The 18,379-nt window shown below is 66.3% G+C and carries 16 protein-coding genes and 1 pseudogene; 7 read left to right on the top strand and 10 right to left on the bottom strand.

Annotated elements, in window-relative coordinates; translation table 11 throughout:
- Positions 1-36 precede the first annotated feature (36 nt).
- Both ACXJY8_RS13470 and ACXJY8_RS13465 read right to left on the bottom strand, forming a co-directional pair.
- Positions 37-291, bottom strand: a complete 255-nt coding sequence (locus ACXJY8_RS13470) for a hypothetical protein (RefSeq protein ID WP_463769671.1) — start codon at positions 289-291, stop codon at positions 37-39.
- A gap of 340 nt (positions 292-631) precedes the next feature.
- The gene (locus ACXJY8_RS13465) at positions 632-1,408 is read right to left on the bottom strand and encodes a hypothetical protein (protein WP_463769669.1); all 777 of its coding nucleotides are present in this window, start codon (positions 1,406-1,408) and stop codon (positions 632-634) included.
- Between the two features lie 895 nt (positions 1,409-2,303).
- Here ACXJY8_RS13465 and ACXJY8_RS13460 point away from each other — a divergent pair.
- On the top strand, positions 2,304-3,704 hold the full coding sequence (locus tag ACXJY8_RS13460; RefSeq protein WP_463769667.1) for a prefoldin domain-containing protein: 1,401 nt from the start codon (positions 2,304-2,306) through the stop codon (positions 3,702-3,704).
- Between the two features lie 203 nt (positions 3,705-3,907).
- On the opposite strand, the gene ACXJY8_RS13455 is transcribed toward ACXJY8_RS13460, so the two are convergent.
- Both ACXJY8_RS13455 and ACXJY8_RS13450 read right to left on the bottom strand, forming a co-directional pair.
- Positions 3,908-4,975, bottom strand: coding sequence for a spore photoproduct lyase family protein (locus tag ACXJY8_RS13455; protein ID WP_463769665.1), 1,068 nt, complete (start codon positions 4,973-4,975; stop codon positions 3,908-3,910).
- Positions 4,976-5,068: 93 nt separating this feature from the next.
- Complete coding sequence (locus ACXJY8_RS13450; RefSeq protein WP_463769663.1) at positions 5,069-5,821, bottom strand: SHOCT domain-containing protein; 753 nt, start codon at positions 5,819-5,821, stop codon at positions 5,069-5,071.
- A 269-nt stretch (positions 5,822-6,090) separates the two neighbouring features.
- On the opposite strand from ACXJY8_RS13450, the gene glgX reads away from it, so the two are divergent.
- The 3 genes from glgX to ACXJY8_RS13435 all read left to right on the top strand — a co-directional run bounded on the left by glgX (position 6,091) and on the right by ACXJY8_RS13435 (position 10,524).
- Positions 6,091-8,367, top strand: coding sequence for a glycogen debranching protein GlgX (gene glgX / locus ACXJY8_RS13445; protein ID WP_463769661.1), 2,277 nt, complete (start codon positions 6,091-6,093; stop codon positions 8,365-8,367).
- A 178-nt stretch (positions 8,368-8,545) separates the two neighbouring features.
- Complete coding sequence (locus tag ACXJY8_RS13440; protein ID WP_463769659.1) at positions 8,546-10,162, top strand: histidine kinase famiy protein; 1,617 nt, start codon at positions 8,546-8,548, stop codon at positions 10,160-10,162.
- 38 nt (positions 10,163-10,200) lie between these two features.
- The gene (locus ACXJY8_RS13435) at positions 10,201-10,524 is read left to right on the top strand and encodes a plasmid stabilization protein (RefSeq protein WP_463769657.1); all 324 of its coding nucleotides are present in this window, start codon (positions 10,201-10,203) and stop codon (positions 10,522-10,524) included.
- A 373-nt stretch (positions 10,525-10,897) separates the two neighbouring features.
- On the opposite strand, the gene ACXJY8_RS13430 is transcribed toward ACXJY8_RS13435, so the two are convergent.
- From ACXJY8_RS13430 to ACXJY8_RS13415, 4 genes are all read right to left on the bottom strand, one after another.
- Entirely contained in the window at positions 10,898-12,109 is a 1,212-nt protein-coding gene (locus ACXJY8_RS13430; RefSeq protein WP_463769655.1) for an NADP-dependent isocitrate dehydrogenase, read from the bottom strand.
- A gap of 136 nt (positions 12,110-12,245) precedes the next feature.
- Positions 12,246-13,595 carry a TadE/TadG family type IV pilus assembly protein gene (locus ACXJY8_RS13425; RefSeq protein ID WP_463769653.1) on the bottom strand — a complete coding sequence of 450 codons (1,350 nt, stop codon included), beginning with the start codon at positions 13,593-13,595 and terminating at the stop codon, positions 12,246-12,248.
- Positions 13,596-13,611: 16 nt separating this feature from the next.
- Positions 13,612-14,277, bottom strand: a complete 666-nt coding sequence (locus ACXJY8_RS13420) for a TadE/TadG family type IV pilus assembly protein (protein WP_463769651.1) — start codon at positions 14,275-14,277, stop codon at positions 13,612-13,614.
- 7 nt (positions 14,278-14,284) lie between these two features.
- Entirely contained in the window at positions 14,285-14,878 is a 594-nt protein-coding gene (locus ACXJY8_RS13415; protein WP_463769649.1) for a TadE/TadG family type IV pilus assembly protein, read from the bottom strand.
- Between the two features lie 350 nt (positions 14,879-15,228).
- Between ACXJY8_RS13415 and ACXJY8_RS13410 the strand changes: the two genes are divergently transcribed.
- Complete coding sequence (locus ACXJY8_RS13410) at positions 15,229-15,777, top strand: formaldehyde-activating enzyme (RefSeq protein ID WP_447675971.1); 549 nt, start codon at positions 15,229-15,231, stop codon at positions 15,775-15,777.
- Between the two features lie 118 nt (positions 15,778-15,895).
- Positions 15,896-16,639: an RNA methyltransferase gene (locus ACXJY8_RS13405; protein ID WP_463769647.1), complete on the top strand. Its 744-nt coding sequence runs from the start codon at positions 15,896-15,898 to the stop codon at positions 16,637-16,639.
- A 103-nt stretch (positions 16,640-16,742) separates the two neighbouring features.
- Here ACXJY8_RS13405 and ACXJY8_RS13400 read toward each other — a convergent pair whose 3' ends face one another.
- Together ACXJY8_RS13400 and ACXJY8_RS13395 are read right to left on the bottom strand one after the other, a co-directional pair.
- A complete protein-coding gene (locus ACXJY8_RS13400) occupies positions 16,743-16,997 on the bottom strand; it encodes a hypothetical protein (protein ID WP_463769645.1) in 255 nt (84 codons plus the stop codon).
- A 23-nt stretch (positions 16,998-17,020) separates the two neighbouring features.
- Positions 17,021-17,404, bottom strand: a complete 384-nt coding sequence (locus ACXJY8_RS13395) for a hypothetical protein (protein ID WP_463769643.1) — start codon at positions 17,402-17,404, stop codon at positions 17,021-17,023.
- Here ACXJY8_RS13395 and ACXJY8_RS13390 point away from each other — a divergent pair.
- Positions 17,346-18,344: pseudogene (locus ACXJY8_RS13390) on the top strand (diguanylate cyclase domain-containing protein); the annotation flags it as partial. The gene ACXJY8_RS13395 and the pseudogene ACXJY8_RS13390 overlap by 59 nt on opposite strands.
- Positions 18,345-18,379: the final 35 nt, after the last annotated feature.

Genomic DNA, 18,379 nt, shown 5'->3' with positions numbered 1-18,379 from the left:
ATCTCGGTGAAACCGGTTTCACTGGCGGATTTCGGGTCAGTCGAAGATGCCAACGGCATCCGCCTCCCGGACCGATGCCGGCGGTGGCCGCTTCAGCTTCAGTGTCCCCGCGGGGGTCGGCCGCATCTGCTTCATGACGGCCTCGAACACGAACCCCTGGAGCACTTCGGCCGGCGTGACCCTCCCGCCCTGCGGATACGCGGCGGTTCGGTGGTCACAGATCAGCTCCACCTGTTTCGCAAGCCAATCCGAGCATTCGAAGCTCATGATCGCCCGACCTTCGTTCGTCATCCCGTGCTACTATCCATCACTGCACCGGACAATCCTGCAAAATTCTCCTGTTTTGTCAAATAATTCTCAGATTACGGACGTTTGGTCCTGACTTTTTGAAATCTATTCTTCCGATTACAGATGTAATGTCACCATGACCCTCCGAAGATGATGCCCTCGAACATCGGCGTTCAGCACGAGAGCACCCCAGGCGGGACGGCGTTGCCTAGTGCATCGCTTTGACATCATCACCAAGCCAGTTTGATTGCGTCCCACGCGGCCGAACCAAAAATTCCGAGCGCTAGAGCGCCAAAAATAACTCGGTGCTTGGTTGCAGCGTCGGCATTCTCGCGGAGGGTATTCACCGGGAACGCCCATTTCGCGTAACCCATAAGGAAGCGGTGATTAGAAGCGCCATCCCCAAACCGTAAATGTAAGCGCCGATGCGGTAGGACGATCGTGGGCCATCGGCAGGGAACAGGCGGTCGACCAGCGATGTAACCATGTAGAGTGAATACGGCAGCCAAAGGAGCCAGAGCCCAATATCGTAGACGAACCGGCCATGGAAGGGAGAGTACCAGAGGCGATCATTCTTAAACGCGCCGTTGATCACACCTTGGACGGCCTGGAAGAAGACTATGTTGTCTGCCTTGACGTGGATCTTCGACAGATTGAGCGTGGGCTCGCTCTGAAGGGGGTTGGGATCGAAGAGCGGTGGCCCATCGAAATGGAGCCAGAGCTTGAAGTTGTTGGGTGGTTCCTCACCGTTTGCCATAGTGCGGTAGGCACTCGCATTAGTGAAAAAGATTGTCCGTATCGGCTTTGGCAGGGCAGTCGAATTGAAGATGCCCTCGCTGTCCCGGTAAGCACTCGCGCCGTCGTAGCCGTAGATCGAGACGGTCAGCCGGAAGGCCCCAGCTAGGATGCGCTCCTTCCGGCTCTCGAACACCTCCTCCAGCTCGTTCTCCGGCTTGACGAAGGATCGGACGATTTTGCGACCTTGATCATCATTGATCTTCTGCAGAGCGCGGTAGACTGCTTTGATGCCTTGCAGGTCGAACCGGTACCCCCGAAGTGGGATCTCAATATCGTAACTCTCGATGTCCTGTGGCACATCTTGCTGCAACTGCTCCGACACGCAAACTCCCGCCCTGGCCCGTCAGTAAGTTAAAAACTTCATAGGCCTCGATCGGCCGATCGACTACGGCTTCGGAACGCTCGCCCCCAAGGCGATCTTGAGCTGATCACCACCCTTCTCGGACGTTCGATGCGAGTACAAGCATCAGATTTTTCCACTAGTTGCTGAAGCTCGAACGCTCCCGCGATGCCCCGGACGCTCCCCCGCCACCCTGGACCGTACCTTCGGGCTGAAGTCCTTGATCGTTAGGGTACGGGGCGGCTCGCGCCGCCCCGCCCGTTCACCTTAGCAAGTAGATCGCCCAGGCGACCGCCGTAACGACCGCAGCAACGTCAACCTTCACGGCTACAATGCCGGTCAGGATGTGACCCAGGTCGTTGCGGCTGCCGCGTGGACAATCTGGGAAGCTAGTTAGGTGGTGGTGGTTAGTGAAACCGGTTTCACTGGCGGGACACGCCTTCCCGGACGCGGGTGTGAACCTTGGGTGGCGTCACCTCGACATCGGCGAGAGCACGGTTGACAGCCTCCCTAATGAAGGAGGCGCGAGAGAAGCTCTCGCCAGGATTTTCCCGACGCCGAGCCAGCACGACGCAGTCAATCTTCTCGACCACATCCGTGCTGTCCTTGTACGATAGCGAAATCACTGCGATCTCCTTCAATCTGTTTTGAGAGTGTATGCCATTTTATGCCGCGGCACAATACACACTACTTGACTATTTCCTACATCTAGAAGATAAAAAACCCTACCCAGGCGCAAACCTGCGGGGTTCTAAAATTGTTAGCACATCGTTCGTCTTGGCGGATCAGCGAAGTGCTCGGGTCAAAACCATGTCAGTGGGATGATGCTCTATCCTAGAGCTTGCTCCCGCAGAACGTCAAGGCAGAGGAGCCTTCGATGCACGCGGCAACTAAGTTTTCTGATACCAACAAGTTCGAAAAATCGTCGTTCGACTTCCTGTTGCTTGAGCGCGCCGTGACCCGGATCGCCGGCACCGTGATCAAAGACCCCTTCGCGATCCTGGTCCTGCGCTTCATCGCGGACCGGACCTTCGGCTGGTCCAAGACCGCCGAGTTCATCTCCTTCTCCCAGTTCATCAACGGTGTCGTGAGCCGGACCGGGGACTTGATCTGTGCCGGCATCCCGGTCGGCAAGACCAAGCTCTACGACAGCATCAACGTGCTGAAGGAAGCGGGCGCCATCGTCGCCGAGCACATCAACGGCCGCATCCGCTACGCCATCCCCCTGGAGTTCGCCATGCAACTGAAGCAGCGGAAGGCCGACCGGGTCGTGGTCAAGCAGAAGGTCGATGCGTCCGACTGGGGCAACGACTTAGAGGTGGAGCAGGCCCCCCCGGCAGTTCGTTCCGCGGACAGCTACCCCGTCAAGCAGGGCAAAGCAGTTCGCCACACGGACACAGAAGAGAGAACCAGTTCTTTCAGAACTATAACTAAACAGGAAAGTGGCGAAGCTGGCGCTTCGCTTTGCGCGGACCTCGTTCTTGCTGTCGTCAAGAAGCAGAGCGGGATCGAAGCGGCTATCGAGTTCGTCCAGGGCAAGGCTGACGCCATGAAGGCGAAGCGCGCTGCTCGCGCTACGGAGCACAACGGGGGGGCCTTGTTCGAGGCGTTCTCCGCTGTCGCTCGGGAGACCTGGGTCGAGGCAGGGCCGCTGCCGCTGCCCACGGGCAAGGATGTCGGCCGGCTGCGCAATCACTCGAAGGCATGGACCCACGAGGGCATCAGCTACCTGGAGTTCTTGAAGTGGTGCGCCGTGAATTGGCGCGGTGTGTGGGAGAGCAAGATGTCCCACGTCCCCGATCCGAAGGTGAAGGAGCTGTTCTCCGAGTACCCGTCGATCGCCAGCTTCCTGATCTATCAGCGGGCCTTCCGCGACAGCTACGACCGCCGGGACACTCAGGCCATCCGGGCTGGTCTGACCCGCCGGGATCGCCTGATCCGCTCCTACCTGTTCAAGGGCTGGTCCCAGGAGCACGCCGAGCGCGATGCCGATGAGGTGATCGCCCGCGAGAAGAAGCGGGAGGATCTGGACAAGCGGGCCCAAGAGGTGAACGCCGCCGCCCGCCGCCTCAAGAGCCGCGAGCAGGACATCGACAACCGCATTGCCATGGGCCGCGCTCGCCTCCCAGTGCAACCGGTTTCACTGACGAACCAACCGCCAAAGCACAAGGTGCTCTACGAGATGGAAGACCTCCCGAAGTTTAAACCGTTCCCTGAATGGAGGGATGATCCGGAGGAGGGGGCCCCCCTGAGTTGGGCTTCTGGGGCAGCGGTTTGAACTCCAGAAAATGCCTATCAGATTGACGTAGATAGCTGCTACCCCAATATGCTACCCCACGGCTAAAGCAGTCAGGTCTAAGTCATTGATTTTAATGCGTTCGGGGGACGCGGACGAATGTCCCGCTCCCTCCGCCAAAGCCGAGCTTTAACCCAGCCAGACCTCGCCCACCCGATCGAGCGAACCCCGCCGGGCGGTGACGCTCAGAACGCGTAACGGACCGTGCAATACGGCATCCGCTCCGCGAGCAGCGCCTTGAAGCGCGCCAGCCACTGTCCCTTCCAGCCGGTGCGGTAGCGCAGGTTGGCGCCGCCGCCCTCGGAGACCTTCGCCTCCTGGATGTCCGGGCGCCAGAGCAGGTCCTCGGCCTTGGGGTGCCAGCCGAGATTGACCGCGTGCAGGTCGGCGTTGTGGGTGAGGAGGATGATCTCCGCCTTGAGCTGCGCCCGGGCCGCGGGGCCGATCGCGCCGTCGATGGCCTCGAACAGCGCCGCCCAGTCCGCCTCCCAGCCCTCGTAGAGGATCACCGGCGAGAAGTTGACGTGGACCTCGTAGCCGGCGGCGACGAAGTCGTCGATCGCGGCGATGCGCTCGGGAATCGGCGCGGTCCGCACGTCGACGATGCGGGCGATGCGCTCGGGCATGAGCGAGAAGCGGATGCGGGTTTTGCCCTGCGGGTCGTAAGCGAGGAGGTCGCGGTTCACCGCCTTGGTGGCGAAGGAGGCCTTGGCGTTGGGAATGTTGCGGAACAGGACCACCAGGTCCCGCACCGTGTCGCTCACCATGGCGTCCACCGAGAGGTCGCCGTTCTCGCCGAGGTCGTAGACCCAGAGCGCGGGGTCGATGGTGTCGGGCTCGGTCAGCGGGCCCTGGCGGGCGGCGTGGCGCGCGATGGCGGCGGCCACGGCCTCGACGTTGACGAACAGCGAGATCGGGTTGGCGAAGCCCTTGCGCCGGGGCACGTAGCAATAGGCGCAGGCCATGGCGCAGCCGTTCGAGGTCGAGGGCGCGATGAAATGGGCGCTGCGCCCGTTCGGCCGCATGGCGAGCCCCTTCTTCACCCCGAGTACCAGGGTGGAGCGCTTGATCCGCACCCAGTCCTCCACCGAGCCCGCGTTGCCGTGCAGGCTCGGGATGTTCCAGTGCGAGGGCACGACGATGCGCTCGGCCTGCGGAAAGCGGTCGAGGATCGCCTGTCCGCGCGGGTAATCCGGCACGGCGGGCTCGTGGTAGATGGTCGAGACGTCGAGGAGGTCGCGGGATCGGGCCATCTGCCTCGCGGGGAACTGATTGCGGTCCGCGTCCGGTGCGCATCCGACCCGGGGCCAACGCCCCGGATTGCCCTGCGATCCGCGCTGCGGCGATCAGAGGCGGGCGAGGAGCTCCGCCTTCTTCGCGGTGAACTCGCCCTCGGTCAGGATGCCCTTGCGGCGCATCTCAGACAGGCGCTCGATCGTCGTCAGGACGTCGCCGCCGGGCGCGGCGGCCGGGGCCGGGGCCGGCGTCTCGGCCCCCGGGGAACCGGCCTCGAACGGCTCGGGCGCGAAGGGGCGCGCCTCGTTGCGCTCGGCCTCGTCGAGGCGCTTCAGGTTCGTCAGATCCACGGGCCCTCCGGGGCCGGAGAAGCGCAGGCCGCTGCTCCCGCCCTGCTGCTGCGAGACGCCGCTGATCGCATGCTCGCCGGTGTCGTAGATCACCGCCCGCCCGTCCGATTCGACGACGAGGCGCCGGTGGGCCGGGAAATAGGCGTAGCGCATGCCGTTCTGCGCCCCGGAGGTCGCCGGCGAGCCCCACTCGGCGGGCCACGCCGATCCGCCGGGGCGCGGCGCCTCGGTCCGGCCGGCCGAGGACGGGTCGGACCAGGCGCCGGCGGGCAGGGCCGCGGCGAGGGTGCTGCAGAGGGCATCGACCCGCGCCTTCAGGTCGGTGTTGAACATGTCGCCGATCATGGTCATGCCCGAGCCCGACCACTGGCCGAAGCCGCCGAGGTCGGGATGGTTGAACTGCGCCATCCGCCCGTTGCCGGCCTCGAGGGCGTGGACGAGGTGGCGCACGGCGTCGAGACTGACCCGGTAGCGGTCGGCGATCGCCTGCAGGCCGTTGGGCTGATCTGTCATGCGCCGGTCTCCTCGTCCACGCGGTCACGGCCGCGCCGCCCGTCGTCTTGCCGCTCACAGTCTTGCCGTTCACAGTCTTGCGCTCACAGTCTTGCCGCAAGCGCAGCCGGGGTGGAAGCCGCCGCGGCCGGTCGCGGCGTGCGATGCAAAAAGATTTCTCCGACAGCGGACCTTCCGGCGAAGCGTGAGCGTTCCTGTCGAGGTTTCCCGGACGGGGCGTCGCGCAGCGCCCTGTCTCGACGCACCCTATGATACCGCCCGGAGCGAACATGGCCGATACGACGAAACCCGCGGACCGCTCGAGCCCGCAGGGCCGCGCCAAACGTTCGCGCATCAAGGAGGGCTCGCCCTATCCGCTCGGCGCGAACTGGGACGGCCTGGGCGTCAATTTCGCCCTGTTCTCGGCCAACGCCACCAAGGTCGAGCTCTGTCTGTTCGACGACGCGGGCGAGAACGAGATCGAGCGCATCGAGCTGCCCGAGTACACGGACGAGATCTGGCACGGCTACCTGCCCGACGCGCGCCCGGGGACGATCTACGGCTACCGGGTGCACGGCCCCTACGAGCCGAAGGCCGGCCACCGCTTCAACCACAACAAGCTGCTCATCGACCCCTATGCCAAGGGCCTCGTCGGCTCGATCACCTGGAACCCGGCCCTGTTCGGCTACCAGATGGAGACGGGCGACGACCTGACCTTCGACGAGCGCGACTCGGCGCCCTTCACCCGGCGCAGCCGCGTCATCGACCCGGCCTTCACCTGGGGCCGGGACCGCAAGCCCCACGTGCCGTGGGAGAAGACCATCTTCTACGAGACCCACGTGAAGGGCTTCACCAAGCTGCATCCGGCCGTCTCGGAGAAGCTGCGCGGGACCTATGCGGGCCTCGGCACCCCGGCGGTGCTCGACTACATCAAGAGCCTCGGCGTCACCTCGGTGGAACTGCTGCCGGTCCACGCCTTCGTGCAGGACGACTACCTGCAGGAGAAGGGACTGGTGAACTACTGGGGCTACAACACCATCTCGTTCTTCACGCCCGCGCGGCGCTACTCGGCGGTGCCGGACTTCGCCTTCTCCGAGTTCAAGGAGATGGTCGCGCGCATGCACGGCGCCGGCCTCGAGGTGATCCTCGACGTGGTCTACAACCACACCGCCGAGGGCAATGAGAAGGGTCCGACCCTGTCGTTCAAGGGCGTCGACAACGCCTCCTACTACCGGCTCATGCCCAAGGAGCCGCGCTACTACATCAACGACACCGGCACCGGGAACACCTTCAACCTGTCGCACCCCCGGGTGCTGCAGCTCGTGACCGACTCCTTGCGCTACTGGGCCACCGAGATGCGGGTCGACGGCTTCCGTTTCGACCTCGCCACCATCCTGGGGCGCGAGCCGCACGGCTTCGACGAGGGCGGCGGCTTCCTCGACACCTGCCGGCAGGACCCGGTGCTGAACAGCGTCAAGCTGATCGCCGAGCCGTGGGATTGCGGTCCGGGCGGCTATCAGGTCGGCGGCTTTCCACCCGGCTGGGCCGAGTGGAACGACCGCTTCCGGGACGACGTGCGCGGCTACTGGCGCGGCGACGAGGGCATGCTGCCCGATCTCGCCGCCCGCCTCACCGGCTCGGCCGACAAGTTCAATAAGCGCGGGCGCAAGCCCTGGGCCTCGGTGAATTTCCTGACCGCCCATGACGGCTTCACGCTGAACGACACCGTGTCGTACAACGAGAAGCACAACATGGCCAACGGCGAGGACAACCGCGACGGCCACTCGCACAACCTCTCGAACAACTACGGCGCCGAGGGACCGACGGACGATCCGGAGATCCGTGCCGTGCGCCTGCGCCAGATGCGCAACATGCTGGCGACGCTGTTCCTCTCCCGCGGCACCCCGATGCTGCTGGCCGGCGACGAGTTCGCCCGCACCCAGAACGGCAACAACAACGCCTATTGCCAGGACAACGAGATCTCCTGGCTCGACTGGGAGGCCGTCGGTCCGGAAGAGCGGGATCTCGCCGAGTTCACGCAGCGCCTGACCCTGCTGCGCGAGGCCCTGCCGATCCTGACCCGCGGGCGCTTCCTGACGGGCGCCTACGACGAGGAGTTCGGCGTCAAGGACGTGACCTGGCTGCGTCCCGACGGCGGGGAGATGTCGCCCGAGAACTGGGGCCAGGGGGATGCCCGCGCGATCGCGGTGCTCCTCGACGGCCGGGCCCAGGCGTCCGGCATCCACCAGCGCGGCGGCGACGCCACCCTGCTGCTGCTCTACAATGCCTACCACGACCTCGTGACCTTCACGCTGCCGGAATCCGTGGGCGGCGTCGGCTGGACCCGGCTCCTCGACACCAACCTGCCCGATAGCCAGGACGTGGTCAGCAAGCCGATCGGCGCGACCTACGAGGTCACGGGACGCTCGATGCTGATGTTCGTCCTCAAGCCGGAGGAGGTCGAAGGCGTCGAGGCCAGCGACATGGAGCGCTCCTACCAGCACGTGATGCAGGCCTTCGAGCGCGCCAACGTCAACAGCGTGCGCTTCGAGACCGAGCAGCGCTGACGCACGAAATGCTGCGCGCTCGCTCCGGGCGCGCAGCAATCCTCGCCGGATCGTCATACCGTAACGGGACTGGCGGGGCGTTCTACCGGGAACGATGATGGTGCAGGGCGTTTGACCCGTGTTAGGGGCGGGCTGTCAGACCCGGCCTCCGAAGCCCCGCCGATGTGATTGCGCGACGATGATCGACACCCACCAGATGCCGTCGGCCGGCGTGCACGCGCAGGACTCGGCCGTTTCGTCGGGCCAGTCCCCCGTCAGCCCCGAAGCGGCGTTCTTCTTCGCGTCCGTGGCCGCCTCCCGCATGCCCATGGTCGTGAGCGACCCGCGCCTGCCCGACAATCCGATCATCTTCACCAACGACGCCTTCCTGGAGATGACCGGCTACCGCCGCGACGAGGTGGTGGACCGCAACTGCCGCTTCCTGCAGGGCCCGGAGACCGACCGGGCGGCCGTGCGCGAGCTCGCCCGGGCGATCGCCGCGCGCGAGAACGTCGCCACCGAGATCGTCAACTACCGCAAGGACGGCACGCCGTTCTGGAACGCGCTGTTCGTCTCGCCGATCTACGACGCGAACGGGACGCTGGTGTACTTCTTCGCCTCGCAGCTCGACGTCTCCCGTCGGCGCGATGCCGAGGAGGCCCTGGGCCAGGCCCAGAAGATGGAGGCGCTCGGTCAGCTCACCGGCGGCATCGCCCACGATTTCAACAACCTGTTGCAGGTGATCGTCGGCTACGTCGACATCCTCGGGGCCGGCCTCGACGATCCGGCGGCGGACCGCAGCCGCCTGCGCCGGGCCACGGACAACATTCGCACCGCCGCCGAGCGCGCCACCACCCTGACGCAGCAGCTTCTGGCCTTCGCGCGCAAGCAGCGCCTCGAAGGCCGCTCGGTGAACCTCAACGCCCTGGTCCAAGGCATGGCCGACATGGCGGGACGGACGCTGGGCGAGACGATCTCCCTCGGCTTCGACCTCAGCCCCGATCTCTGGAACTGCCGGGTCGACCCGAACCAGGCCGAGGTCGCGCTCCTCAACGTCTTCATCAACGCCCGCGACGCGATGCCGGACGGCGGCCGCCTCACGGTTCACACCGAGAACCACGTCATCACCGGCGAGGTCGCCGGACCGCTGGCGCCGGGCCGCTACGTCACGATCAGCGTCAGCGACACCGGCAGCGGCATTCCCCCCCATGTCCTGGCCCGGGTGATGGACCCGTTCTTCACAACCAAGGAGGAGGGCAAGGGCACCGGCCTTGGTCTCTCGATGGTCTATGGATTCGCCAAGCAGTCCGGCGGCGCCGCCCGCATCGAATCCGTCCTGGGGGAGGGGACCGTGGTGCGCCTGTCCTTTCCGGCGACCGAGAGCGCGGTGGTGGAGGTGGCCCCGGCCGCGGTCGGCGCGCAGGAGGGATCCGGCACCGAAACCATCCTCATCGTCGATGACCGCGAGGACGTGGCGGAGCTGGCAAGGACCATCCTGCGCGACTTCGGCTACACAACCCTGGTGGCGCAGAACGGTCGCGAAGCCCTCGACGTGGTGGACAGCGGCAGCACCATCGACCTGCTCTTCACGGACCTGATCATGCCCGGCGGCATGAACGGCATCGCCCTCGGGCGTGAAGCCAAGCGCCGGCGGCCCGAGCTCAAGGTCCTGCTCACCACCGGCTATGCCGAGGCGAGCCTGGAACGAACCGATGCCGGGGGTTCGGAGTTCGATCTGTTGAACAAGCCCTATCGCCGGACGGACCTGATCCGCCGGGTGCGGGCAATCCTCGACGGACCCGCCGCGGCCGGCTGAACCTCCGCCCGCGGGTCCCCCCACCGGAGTGCGCAGGGATGGCCCAGGGCGACAAGTCGAAATACACCGACAAGCAGATCCGGAAGGCCGAGCACATCGCCGAATCCTACGAGGCGCGCGGCGTGCCCGAGAAGGACGCCGAGGCGCGAGCCTGGGCGACGGTCAACAAGGACGACGGCGGCGGCAAGAAGCCGGGGGGCTCCGGACGGGGCAAGGCGAGCAGCCACCCGGCGGCCCATCGCGGCGGCGCGGTCGGCGGCAAGGCCTCGGCCGGCCGCACGGCGGAAGAGCGCTCCGCCTCCGCCAGGAAGGCGGCCGCCACGCGCAAGCGGAACGCGGAGGCCGGGCGCCACGCCTCCTGAGGGTTGTCTGGCTCGAGGGGGACTGGGCGCGGAAGGCCGACCGATCCGATCGCTCTCGGGTGTCCGACCGGCGGGTCGATCGCCGGGTGTCCAGACGCGAAGTCTAGTGAGGTTCCGGGCAATTTGCCGACGGCGCCTCCACGTCATTCCGGGGCGCCGCCGGCGAGCCCGGAATCCAGAGCCGCCAGCAGCGTCGAGTTCGGCGCCATCTGTGTTTCTGGATCCCGGGTTCCGCTGCGCGGCCCCGGGATGACGGGGTGCTGCGCGCGGGCGTTCACCGTATGATGCGCCAGAGCAGACGCCCCGATGACCGAACGCGGGGACCCGACGGACCCCCGCGATCACTCGAACAGAACGCCTCCGGCGAGCCCTGTCAGGCCATCGCAGCCTTGAGGTGCTGGTCGACCTTGTCGAGGAACCCGGTGGTCGAGAGCCACTTCTGGTCGGGGCCGACGAGCAGGGCGAGATCCTTGGTCATGAAGCCGGCCTCGACGGTGTCGACGCAGACGGTCTCCAGCGTGGTGGCGAACTTGGCGAGCGCCGCGTTGTCGTCGAGCTTGGCGCGGTGGGCGAGGCCACGGCTCCAGGCGAAGATCGATGCGATGGAGTTGGTCGAGGTCTCCTTGCCCTTCTGGTGCTCGCGGTAGTGGCGGGTGACCGTGCCGTGCGCGGCCTCGGCCTCGACGGTCTGGCCGTCGGGGGTGAGCAGCACGGAGGTCATCAGGCCGAGCGAGCCGAAGCCCTGCGCCACGGTGTCGGACTGCACGTCGCCGTCGTAGTTCTTGCAGGCCCAGACGTAGCCGCCCGACCACTTGAGGGCCGAGGCCACCATGTCGTCGATCAGGCGGTGTTCGTAGGTGATGCCGGCGGCATCGAACTTGGCCTTGAACTCGTTCTGGAAGACCTCCTCGAACAGGTCCTTAAAGCGACCGTCATAGGCCTTGAGGATGGTGTTCTTGGTCGAGAGGTAGACAGGGTACTTGCGGTTCAGGCCGTAGTTCATCGAGGCGCGGGCGAAGTCGCGGATCGAATCGTCGAGGTTGTACATCGCCTGGGCGACGCCGGGGCTCGGGAACTTGAAGACTTCCTTCTCGATGACCGTGCCGTCCTCGCCCTCGAACTTGATGGTCAGGCGGCCCTTGCCCGGCACCTTGAAGTCGGTGGCCTTGTACTGGTCGCCATAGGCGTGGCGGCCGACGACGATCGGCTGGGTCCAGCCCGGAACCAGGCGGGGCACGTTCTTGCAGATGATCGGCTCGCGGAAGATCACGCCGCCCAGGATGTTGCGGATCGTGCCGTTGGGCGACTTCCACATCTCCTTGAGGTTGAACTCCTTCACCCGCGCCTCGTCGGGGGTGATGGTGGCGCACTTCACGCCCACGCCGTGGCGCTTGATCGCCTCGGCGGCCTGGACGGTGACCTGGTCGTTGGTGGCGTCGCGGTGCTCGACGCCGAGATCGTAATATTCGAGGTTCAGGTCGAGGTAGGGGTGGATCAGCTTGTTCTTGATCTCGCTCCAGATGATCCGGGTCATCTCGTCGCCGTCGAGTTCGACGACCGGGTTCGCAACCTTGATCTTGTCCATCTGCAGCACGCCTTCCTGAGCCAGGTTGTCCGGCGCCACGCAAGGCGGATGCCGAACCCGCGCCGCTCTTAGCCCGCGCGCTCCCGGGGCGGAAGCAGGCTGGCCGCCCCGGGCGCATGACAAAAGTTTTGGCCTGTCAGGGGCCGGCGACGAGACGCGCCTTCTTGGTCGCCTGGTCGAACATCGCGTTCAGCGCTTCCTGTATCTCGCTCGCGGAACTGGCGGTCCGGAAATAGCCGGGGGAGGCGCAGTTCTGCAGGGTGCTCGGCACGGTGGGGATCAACCCGTTCACCACGACGTTCTCGTAGCCGACATTCGTGTTGAACGGGACCGCCAGCGGGACGTAGGGAATGTAGAGCACCGAGACCGTGACGCCCTTGTCCTTGAGCGGCTTGCAGAGGGCCGGATCGAGCAGCTTCGCCTGCGATCCGGTCCAGCCAGTCTTGTTGTCCCAGTACTGGTTGTTGCCGACACCGTCGGTGATGAGGAATACGAACGGCACGGGCTTCGCGGCGCTCGACCCGTCTCCGATCGCCTTGATCTTGGTGTTGATGGTGGAGAACACGTTCTCGTAGTGGGTCCCGCCGCTTCCGCGCGGAACGGTCGAGTCGCCGATATCCATGTAGTTCTCGAGGTTCACCGACGTCAGCGAACCGAGGTTCGTGGTGATGTCGGCCGCCGTCTCGAGATAGCTCACGAAGGGATAGAGGCCGATCCGGTACTGATTGGCCAGGGTCTGGTTCGTCTGAGCTTTCGAGATCAATTGCTGGACGGCATTGCTCACCGTGGCGATGCGCAGCTCGATGTTGTTGGATTTGGCGAGATTGAAGCCTTTCCAGCCGGAGAAATGGCAGGCGAAGGCGCAGTTGTTGCCCTTGGCATCCGCCATGTCGGGGTTCATCTTGGCGAAGGCCACCTGCGCGGCGCTGGAGGTGGGGAAACCCATCGAGCCCGAGGTGTCGAGCAGCAGGTAGAAATCGGCGAAATTGCCCAGCGTCAGGCTCGAGTTCGAGGTGCCGGCGACCGCGATCGAGGTCAGGTTGCCGAGGACCCGACTGAAGGGGGACTCGTAGTTCGATGCGTAGCTCAGAGTCGCCGACACGACTCCGGCGGTCCGGGTCACCGAGAGGTTCGGCTCCAGGGGCATGCTGTTGAGCATCGGCCCGGCATTGACACGGAAGGCCGCGAGGCCCCGCGTCTTGCCCAGCGCCAGGGCCGCCGGAGTCGGATTGGCCTCGTTGTTGGGATTGTTGGAGATGTAGTCTCGCGCCGTGGCGATCGCCGTGATCGTGGCGGCATCGGCGGCCCGGTCGAAATGGGTCCGGTAGTTGATGCCGCGCACGTAGTCGACGCCGAGCCCGGTCAGCCCGATGAGCGGGACGAGCGCGAGGGCGAAGACCATGAGGACGTTGCCGTCGCGCTCGTCGCGCAGGCGCCGCAGCTGGCGTCCGATCCGGGAACGACGGGAGGCGGCGGGGGCACGCATGGGTGAGTTCTCGGGGTCAGGGGCAGGCATTGGCGGAACTGGTTCCACCGCTCGAATCGAAGCTGATCGCCGCGACGTAGCGGGGCGCGAAGTAGAAGGACTTCGCGATGTCGATCGAGCCGACGACGGATTGGAGGATGAGGGGCTTGTAGCTGAACACCACGTCGGCCACGACGAGGAAGCCGGGTCCGAAGGTGTCGCTCGGCAGCGTCGCCGGGCTCGGGCCCGCGGTATTCGGGGCGGCCACCGGGGGGGTCGTGCAGGACCGCTTCTGGCCGGAGGTCCAGACCACCTTCGGCGTGTAGGTGCAGTTGGCGGTGCAGCTCGCCACGGTCTGCGTGAACTTGATGCCCGAGAGCGACCACCGCAGCAGGGTCCAGACCGAGACGTTGGCGTCCTTGGCGGCGGACATCGCCTCCGGGAACATCACCAGCTGGGAGCGCGAGATCGCCAGGATGTCGGTCTGGGAGATCTTGCCCGTGTCGTTGCGCGCCACGAGGTCGGCGAGCGTGCTGGCGGCGAGTTCGATCTTGCGCAGGTAGACGACGTAGCGGACGAGGTCGAAGGTCACGGCCGACAGCGTGATCAGCAGCGGCATGATCAGGGCGAACTCGACGATGGCGATGCCGCGCCTGTCGCGTCCGAAGCGTCTTAGGAGGGGGCGGGTCATCGCGCGTGCCATGCAGACGTCAGCATCCGGTCGTCACGCCGCCATTGACGTAGGGCTCGTTGCGGAACGCCACCGCCGCGCGGGCGAACGCGACCGAGCGAGCGTTCCAGTTCGTGCTGAGGTTCAGGGCGGTCCAGAGCGGGCTGAACACCGGAACCGCATAGAAGACCTGGATGTAGCCGTAGGTCCCCGGCGCGCCCGTGCAGTAGGGGGTCCGGTCATTGTCCATCGTCACCGGGACGAGGCTCTTCTCGTCCGGGCTGACGAAAACCGAATAACCGCCGCCCGAGCCGGACAGCGTGGTGGTCTGCAGGCTGGTGACGATGTTGTCGCAGGCCAGGCCGGCGATCAGCTTGGGGCAGACCACCGAGTTGCGGAAGCCGGCGGCGGTCGAGGCCGAATTGGGTAGCGCACCGACCATGATCGTGCGCGTCGCGTCAGCGGTCGCCTTCTCCAGCGCCGCGTAGCAGAAGACGTACAGGCCACCCTGGAGGATCTCTACGAAGACCAGGATGAAGAGCGGCATGATGAGGGCGAACTCGACCGCCGTCGCGCCGTCCGACGCGCGGCAAAAGCCTCGCAACCAGCCTTTCTTCTGCACGGGGCGGGACATGAGGGTGCCGGGATCGATCGAGTTCCGCTGACGGGGGTCGCTTGGCCTTGCCATCCCGTTCCGACCCGAAGGTTCCTCTGGCGTCGTCGCGAAATGCCGGTGCCCGTGTCCCGTATCGATCAGCGATGCACGCCAAGCCTTAAGGTCGACTTACCCAGGTGTACCAAGGTCGCGCACAATTGGATCGCGCTGTGGACAGGCGCGGGGCGGGGGCCATGCGGGGCGCGGGGGTGGACATTCCGGGCCACACCCGGAATCTGCCGTCCGCGCAGCGCCGACCGGATGGATCGACGCCCCGGTCCGGCACGTTCCGCCCCCGTCCATCCCGCCCCACGTCTTGAGAGATCCCCATGAGCGAACGCATCATCCTCCGAGCCGGCGAGGCCCTGGTGGCCGGAGGCCCGCCGAACACCGCGTCCGAGCCCGAGGTGATCATCGGCGAGCTCGACGGGCCGGTCGGCACCGCGCTCGCCACCCTGACGGGCGACCAGGTCGTCGGCCACAGCCGGGTCTTCGCGCTCCTCAACACCGACATCATGGTGCGACCGGTGACGCTCTGCGTCTCGAAGGTGAGCGTCACCGAGAGCAAGTACACCTCGATCCTCATGGGCACGGTGCAGTTCGCCATCGCCAACGGCGTCCTCGACGCGGTGCGGGCCGGCTACATCCCCAAGGAAAAGGCCAATGATCTCGGCATCATCTGCTCGGTCTGGCTCAGCCCGGGCGTGATCGAGGCGCAGAGCGTCGACCACAAGGCGCTGTTCGACATCCAGCGCCGGGGCATGACCGAGGCGATCCGCAAGGCGATGACGAACGAGCCTTCGATCGACTGGCTGCTGGAGAACCAGGACAAGATCGTCCACAAATATTACCAGATGGGCCTCGACGGAAAGATCTGACGCCGCCCCGGAGCGGGGCCAGCGGTCCTTTGCCGTCGCCCCCCGGCCATGCGAGAGGGCGCGGATGCCGTCACCGTCGCCCGAACCCCCCTCCGCCGCACCCAGCCCGTCCGATTCGATGAACCCGCCCGATCCCCCCGCCGGCCCCGTCGTCATCCTGGTCCAGCCGCAGCTCGCCGAGAACATCGGCATGACGGCCCGGGCCATGGCGAATTTCGGCCTGTCGGAGCTGCGCCTCGTGGCCCCGAAGAACGGGTGGCCCAAGAAGGGGGTGCGCGAGGCGGCCTCGGGGGCCACCCACATCCTCGACGGGGCGGTGGTGTACGACACTCTCGGCGCCGCGATCGCCGACATGCATTACGTGCTGGCCACCACCGCCCGCGAGCGCGGGCAGATGAAGCGCGTCTTCGCCCCGGACGAGGCCATGCGCGACGTCGCGGCCCGGGCGGGCCAGCGGATCGGCATCCTGTTCGGGCGCGAGCGCTCGGGTCTCGACAACGACGAGGTCTCGCTGGCCGACGCCATCGTCACCTTCCCGGTCGATCCGCGCTTCTCCTCGCTCAACCTCGCCCAGGGCGTCCTGCTGATGAGCTACGAGTGGCGGCGGGCGGCCGGTCTCTCGACGCTGCCCTTCACCGGCGAGATGCTGTCCCCGCCCGCGACCCGCGAGGCCATGGCTTCGCTGTTCGGGACACTGGAAGACAGCCTGGCCGCGGCCGGCTTCTACCCACCGGAGAAGCGGGACATCATCGCCCGCAACATGCGCGACATGCTCCATCGCATGGCGATGACCGAGCAGGATGTGCGCACGATGCGGGGCGCGCTGCGCGCTCTGACCGTCCGGCGCCCGCGCGGAAATTAATATAGCCGACCATCTGCACTTTTAACCGCGCCGCTAGATTTGACTGGCACGGTCCCGCGCCATGAAGAACGATCGTCTCATGACTTTCGGGGGTGAATTCGCCTCACGCCCCCGGGAAGCCGCGTTCCAGGCCGAGCGCCTGCCCGAGACCTTGCGCGACACGCAGCTGATCTTTCTCGTCTGCATCGCGGTCAACATGCTGCTTGCCAGCGACGGCAGCCTGAGCGAGACCCGCGACGTCCTCTGGCCGATCCTGACGGCGCGCCTCGGCATCGTCGGCGCGACCCTGGCCGGCCTGTGGGCGCTCTCGCGCATCCGGCGGTTCCAGCGCCTCCAGGCCGTGCTGATGGCCTGGCACTTCATCCTGAGCCTGGCTGGCGCCTACCTGTGCGCGTCGCAATCCGACATCGCCCTCGTGGCCACCCTGATGGTGCCGGCGGCCGTGATGTTGGTCCTGCCCCTCAGCTTCGCCTGGACGGCGGCGGCCAGCAGCATCTCCGTGATCGCGCTGCTTTCCGGATACCTGATGCCGCGGCCGCTCTCGGCGATGGTGCTCGGCCTGACGGTCGAGGTCTTCCTGGCGAACCTCACGATCGTCCTGTTCGTCACCCGGTGGAACCGTCTGCGCCGGCTCGAGTGGATGGCGACCGAGGCCGAGCGCAGGGCCAGCGACGAGCTGGCGGAGAGCCGGGAGCTATCGGAGACCATGTTCCGGGCCGTGCCGGTGCCGATCGTCGTATCCCTGGCGGCCAGCGGGCGGATCATCAGCACCAACGATGCCGGGGTGAAATTCTTCGAACTCGATTCTGGTGACGTCCTCTCGAACTACGCCACGCGCAACTTCATCACGGGCAAGGACCGCCGCGCGATGCAGGCGATCCTCGATCGGCGCGAGGCGATCCATGACCGCGAGACCGGCATCGTCGTGCGCTCGGGCGCGCGCCGCGACGTGCTTCTCTCGATCGAATGCGTCCAGATCGACGGGGTCGCCTGCCACGTCTCGAGTCTGGTCGACATCACGAGCCGCAAGGCCGCCGAGACGCAGATCCGCACGGCCGCCCATCACGACGTGCTCACGGGACTGCCGAACCGGGCTTTGTTCCAGTCTACACTGGACGTGGCGCTGGCGCGCGCCGAGCCCGACTCCGCGCCGGTCGGGCTCATCCTGCTCGATCTCGACGCCTTCAAGGAGATCAACGACACCCTCGGGCACGATTCGGGCGACGCCCTGCTGAAGGAGGTGGCCCAGCGCCTCTGCGCAGTCATCGGGCCCGACGATCTCGTAGCCCGCCTCGGCGGCGACGAATTCGTCGTCATCACCACGGGCCGCGAACCCTCGGGCGCGTCGAGCATCCATGCCCTGGCGGCGCGCATCCTCAATGCCCTGCATCCGCCGATGCCGATCAGCGGCCGCGTGGTGGCCCCCCGGGCCAGCCTCGGCCTCGCGCTCTATCCCGAGCATGCCCGCAACGCGGCCGACCTGTTCACCAATGCGGACCTCGCCCTCTACGCCGCCAAGGCCTCCGGGCGGAACCGGGCGACCCTGTTCATGCCGGCGCTGCGGGCCAGCATCGAGGAGCGGGTGACTGTGACGCGCGAGATGCGCGCGACCCTGGAGGCGGGTACCGGGCCGGTGCCCCACTACCAGCCCAAGATCCACCTCGGCTCCGGTGCGGTGATCGGGTTCGAGGCCCTGGCCCGCTGGCAGCATCCCACGCGCGGCCTGCTGATGCCCGGTGC

The organism is Methylobacterium sp. TK31 (assembly GCF_055361545.1).
Note: the sequence above shows the minus strand (reverse complement) of the source record. Positions and strands in the feature narration are given on the sequence as shown.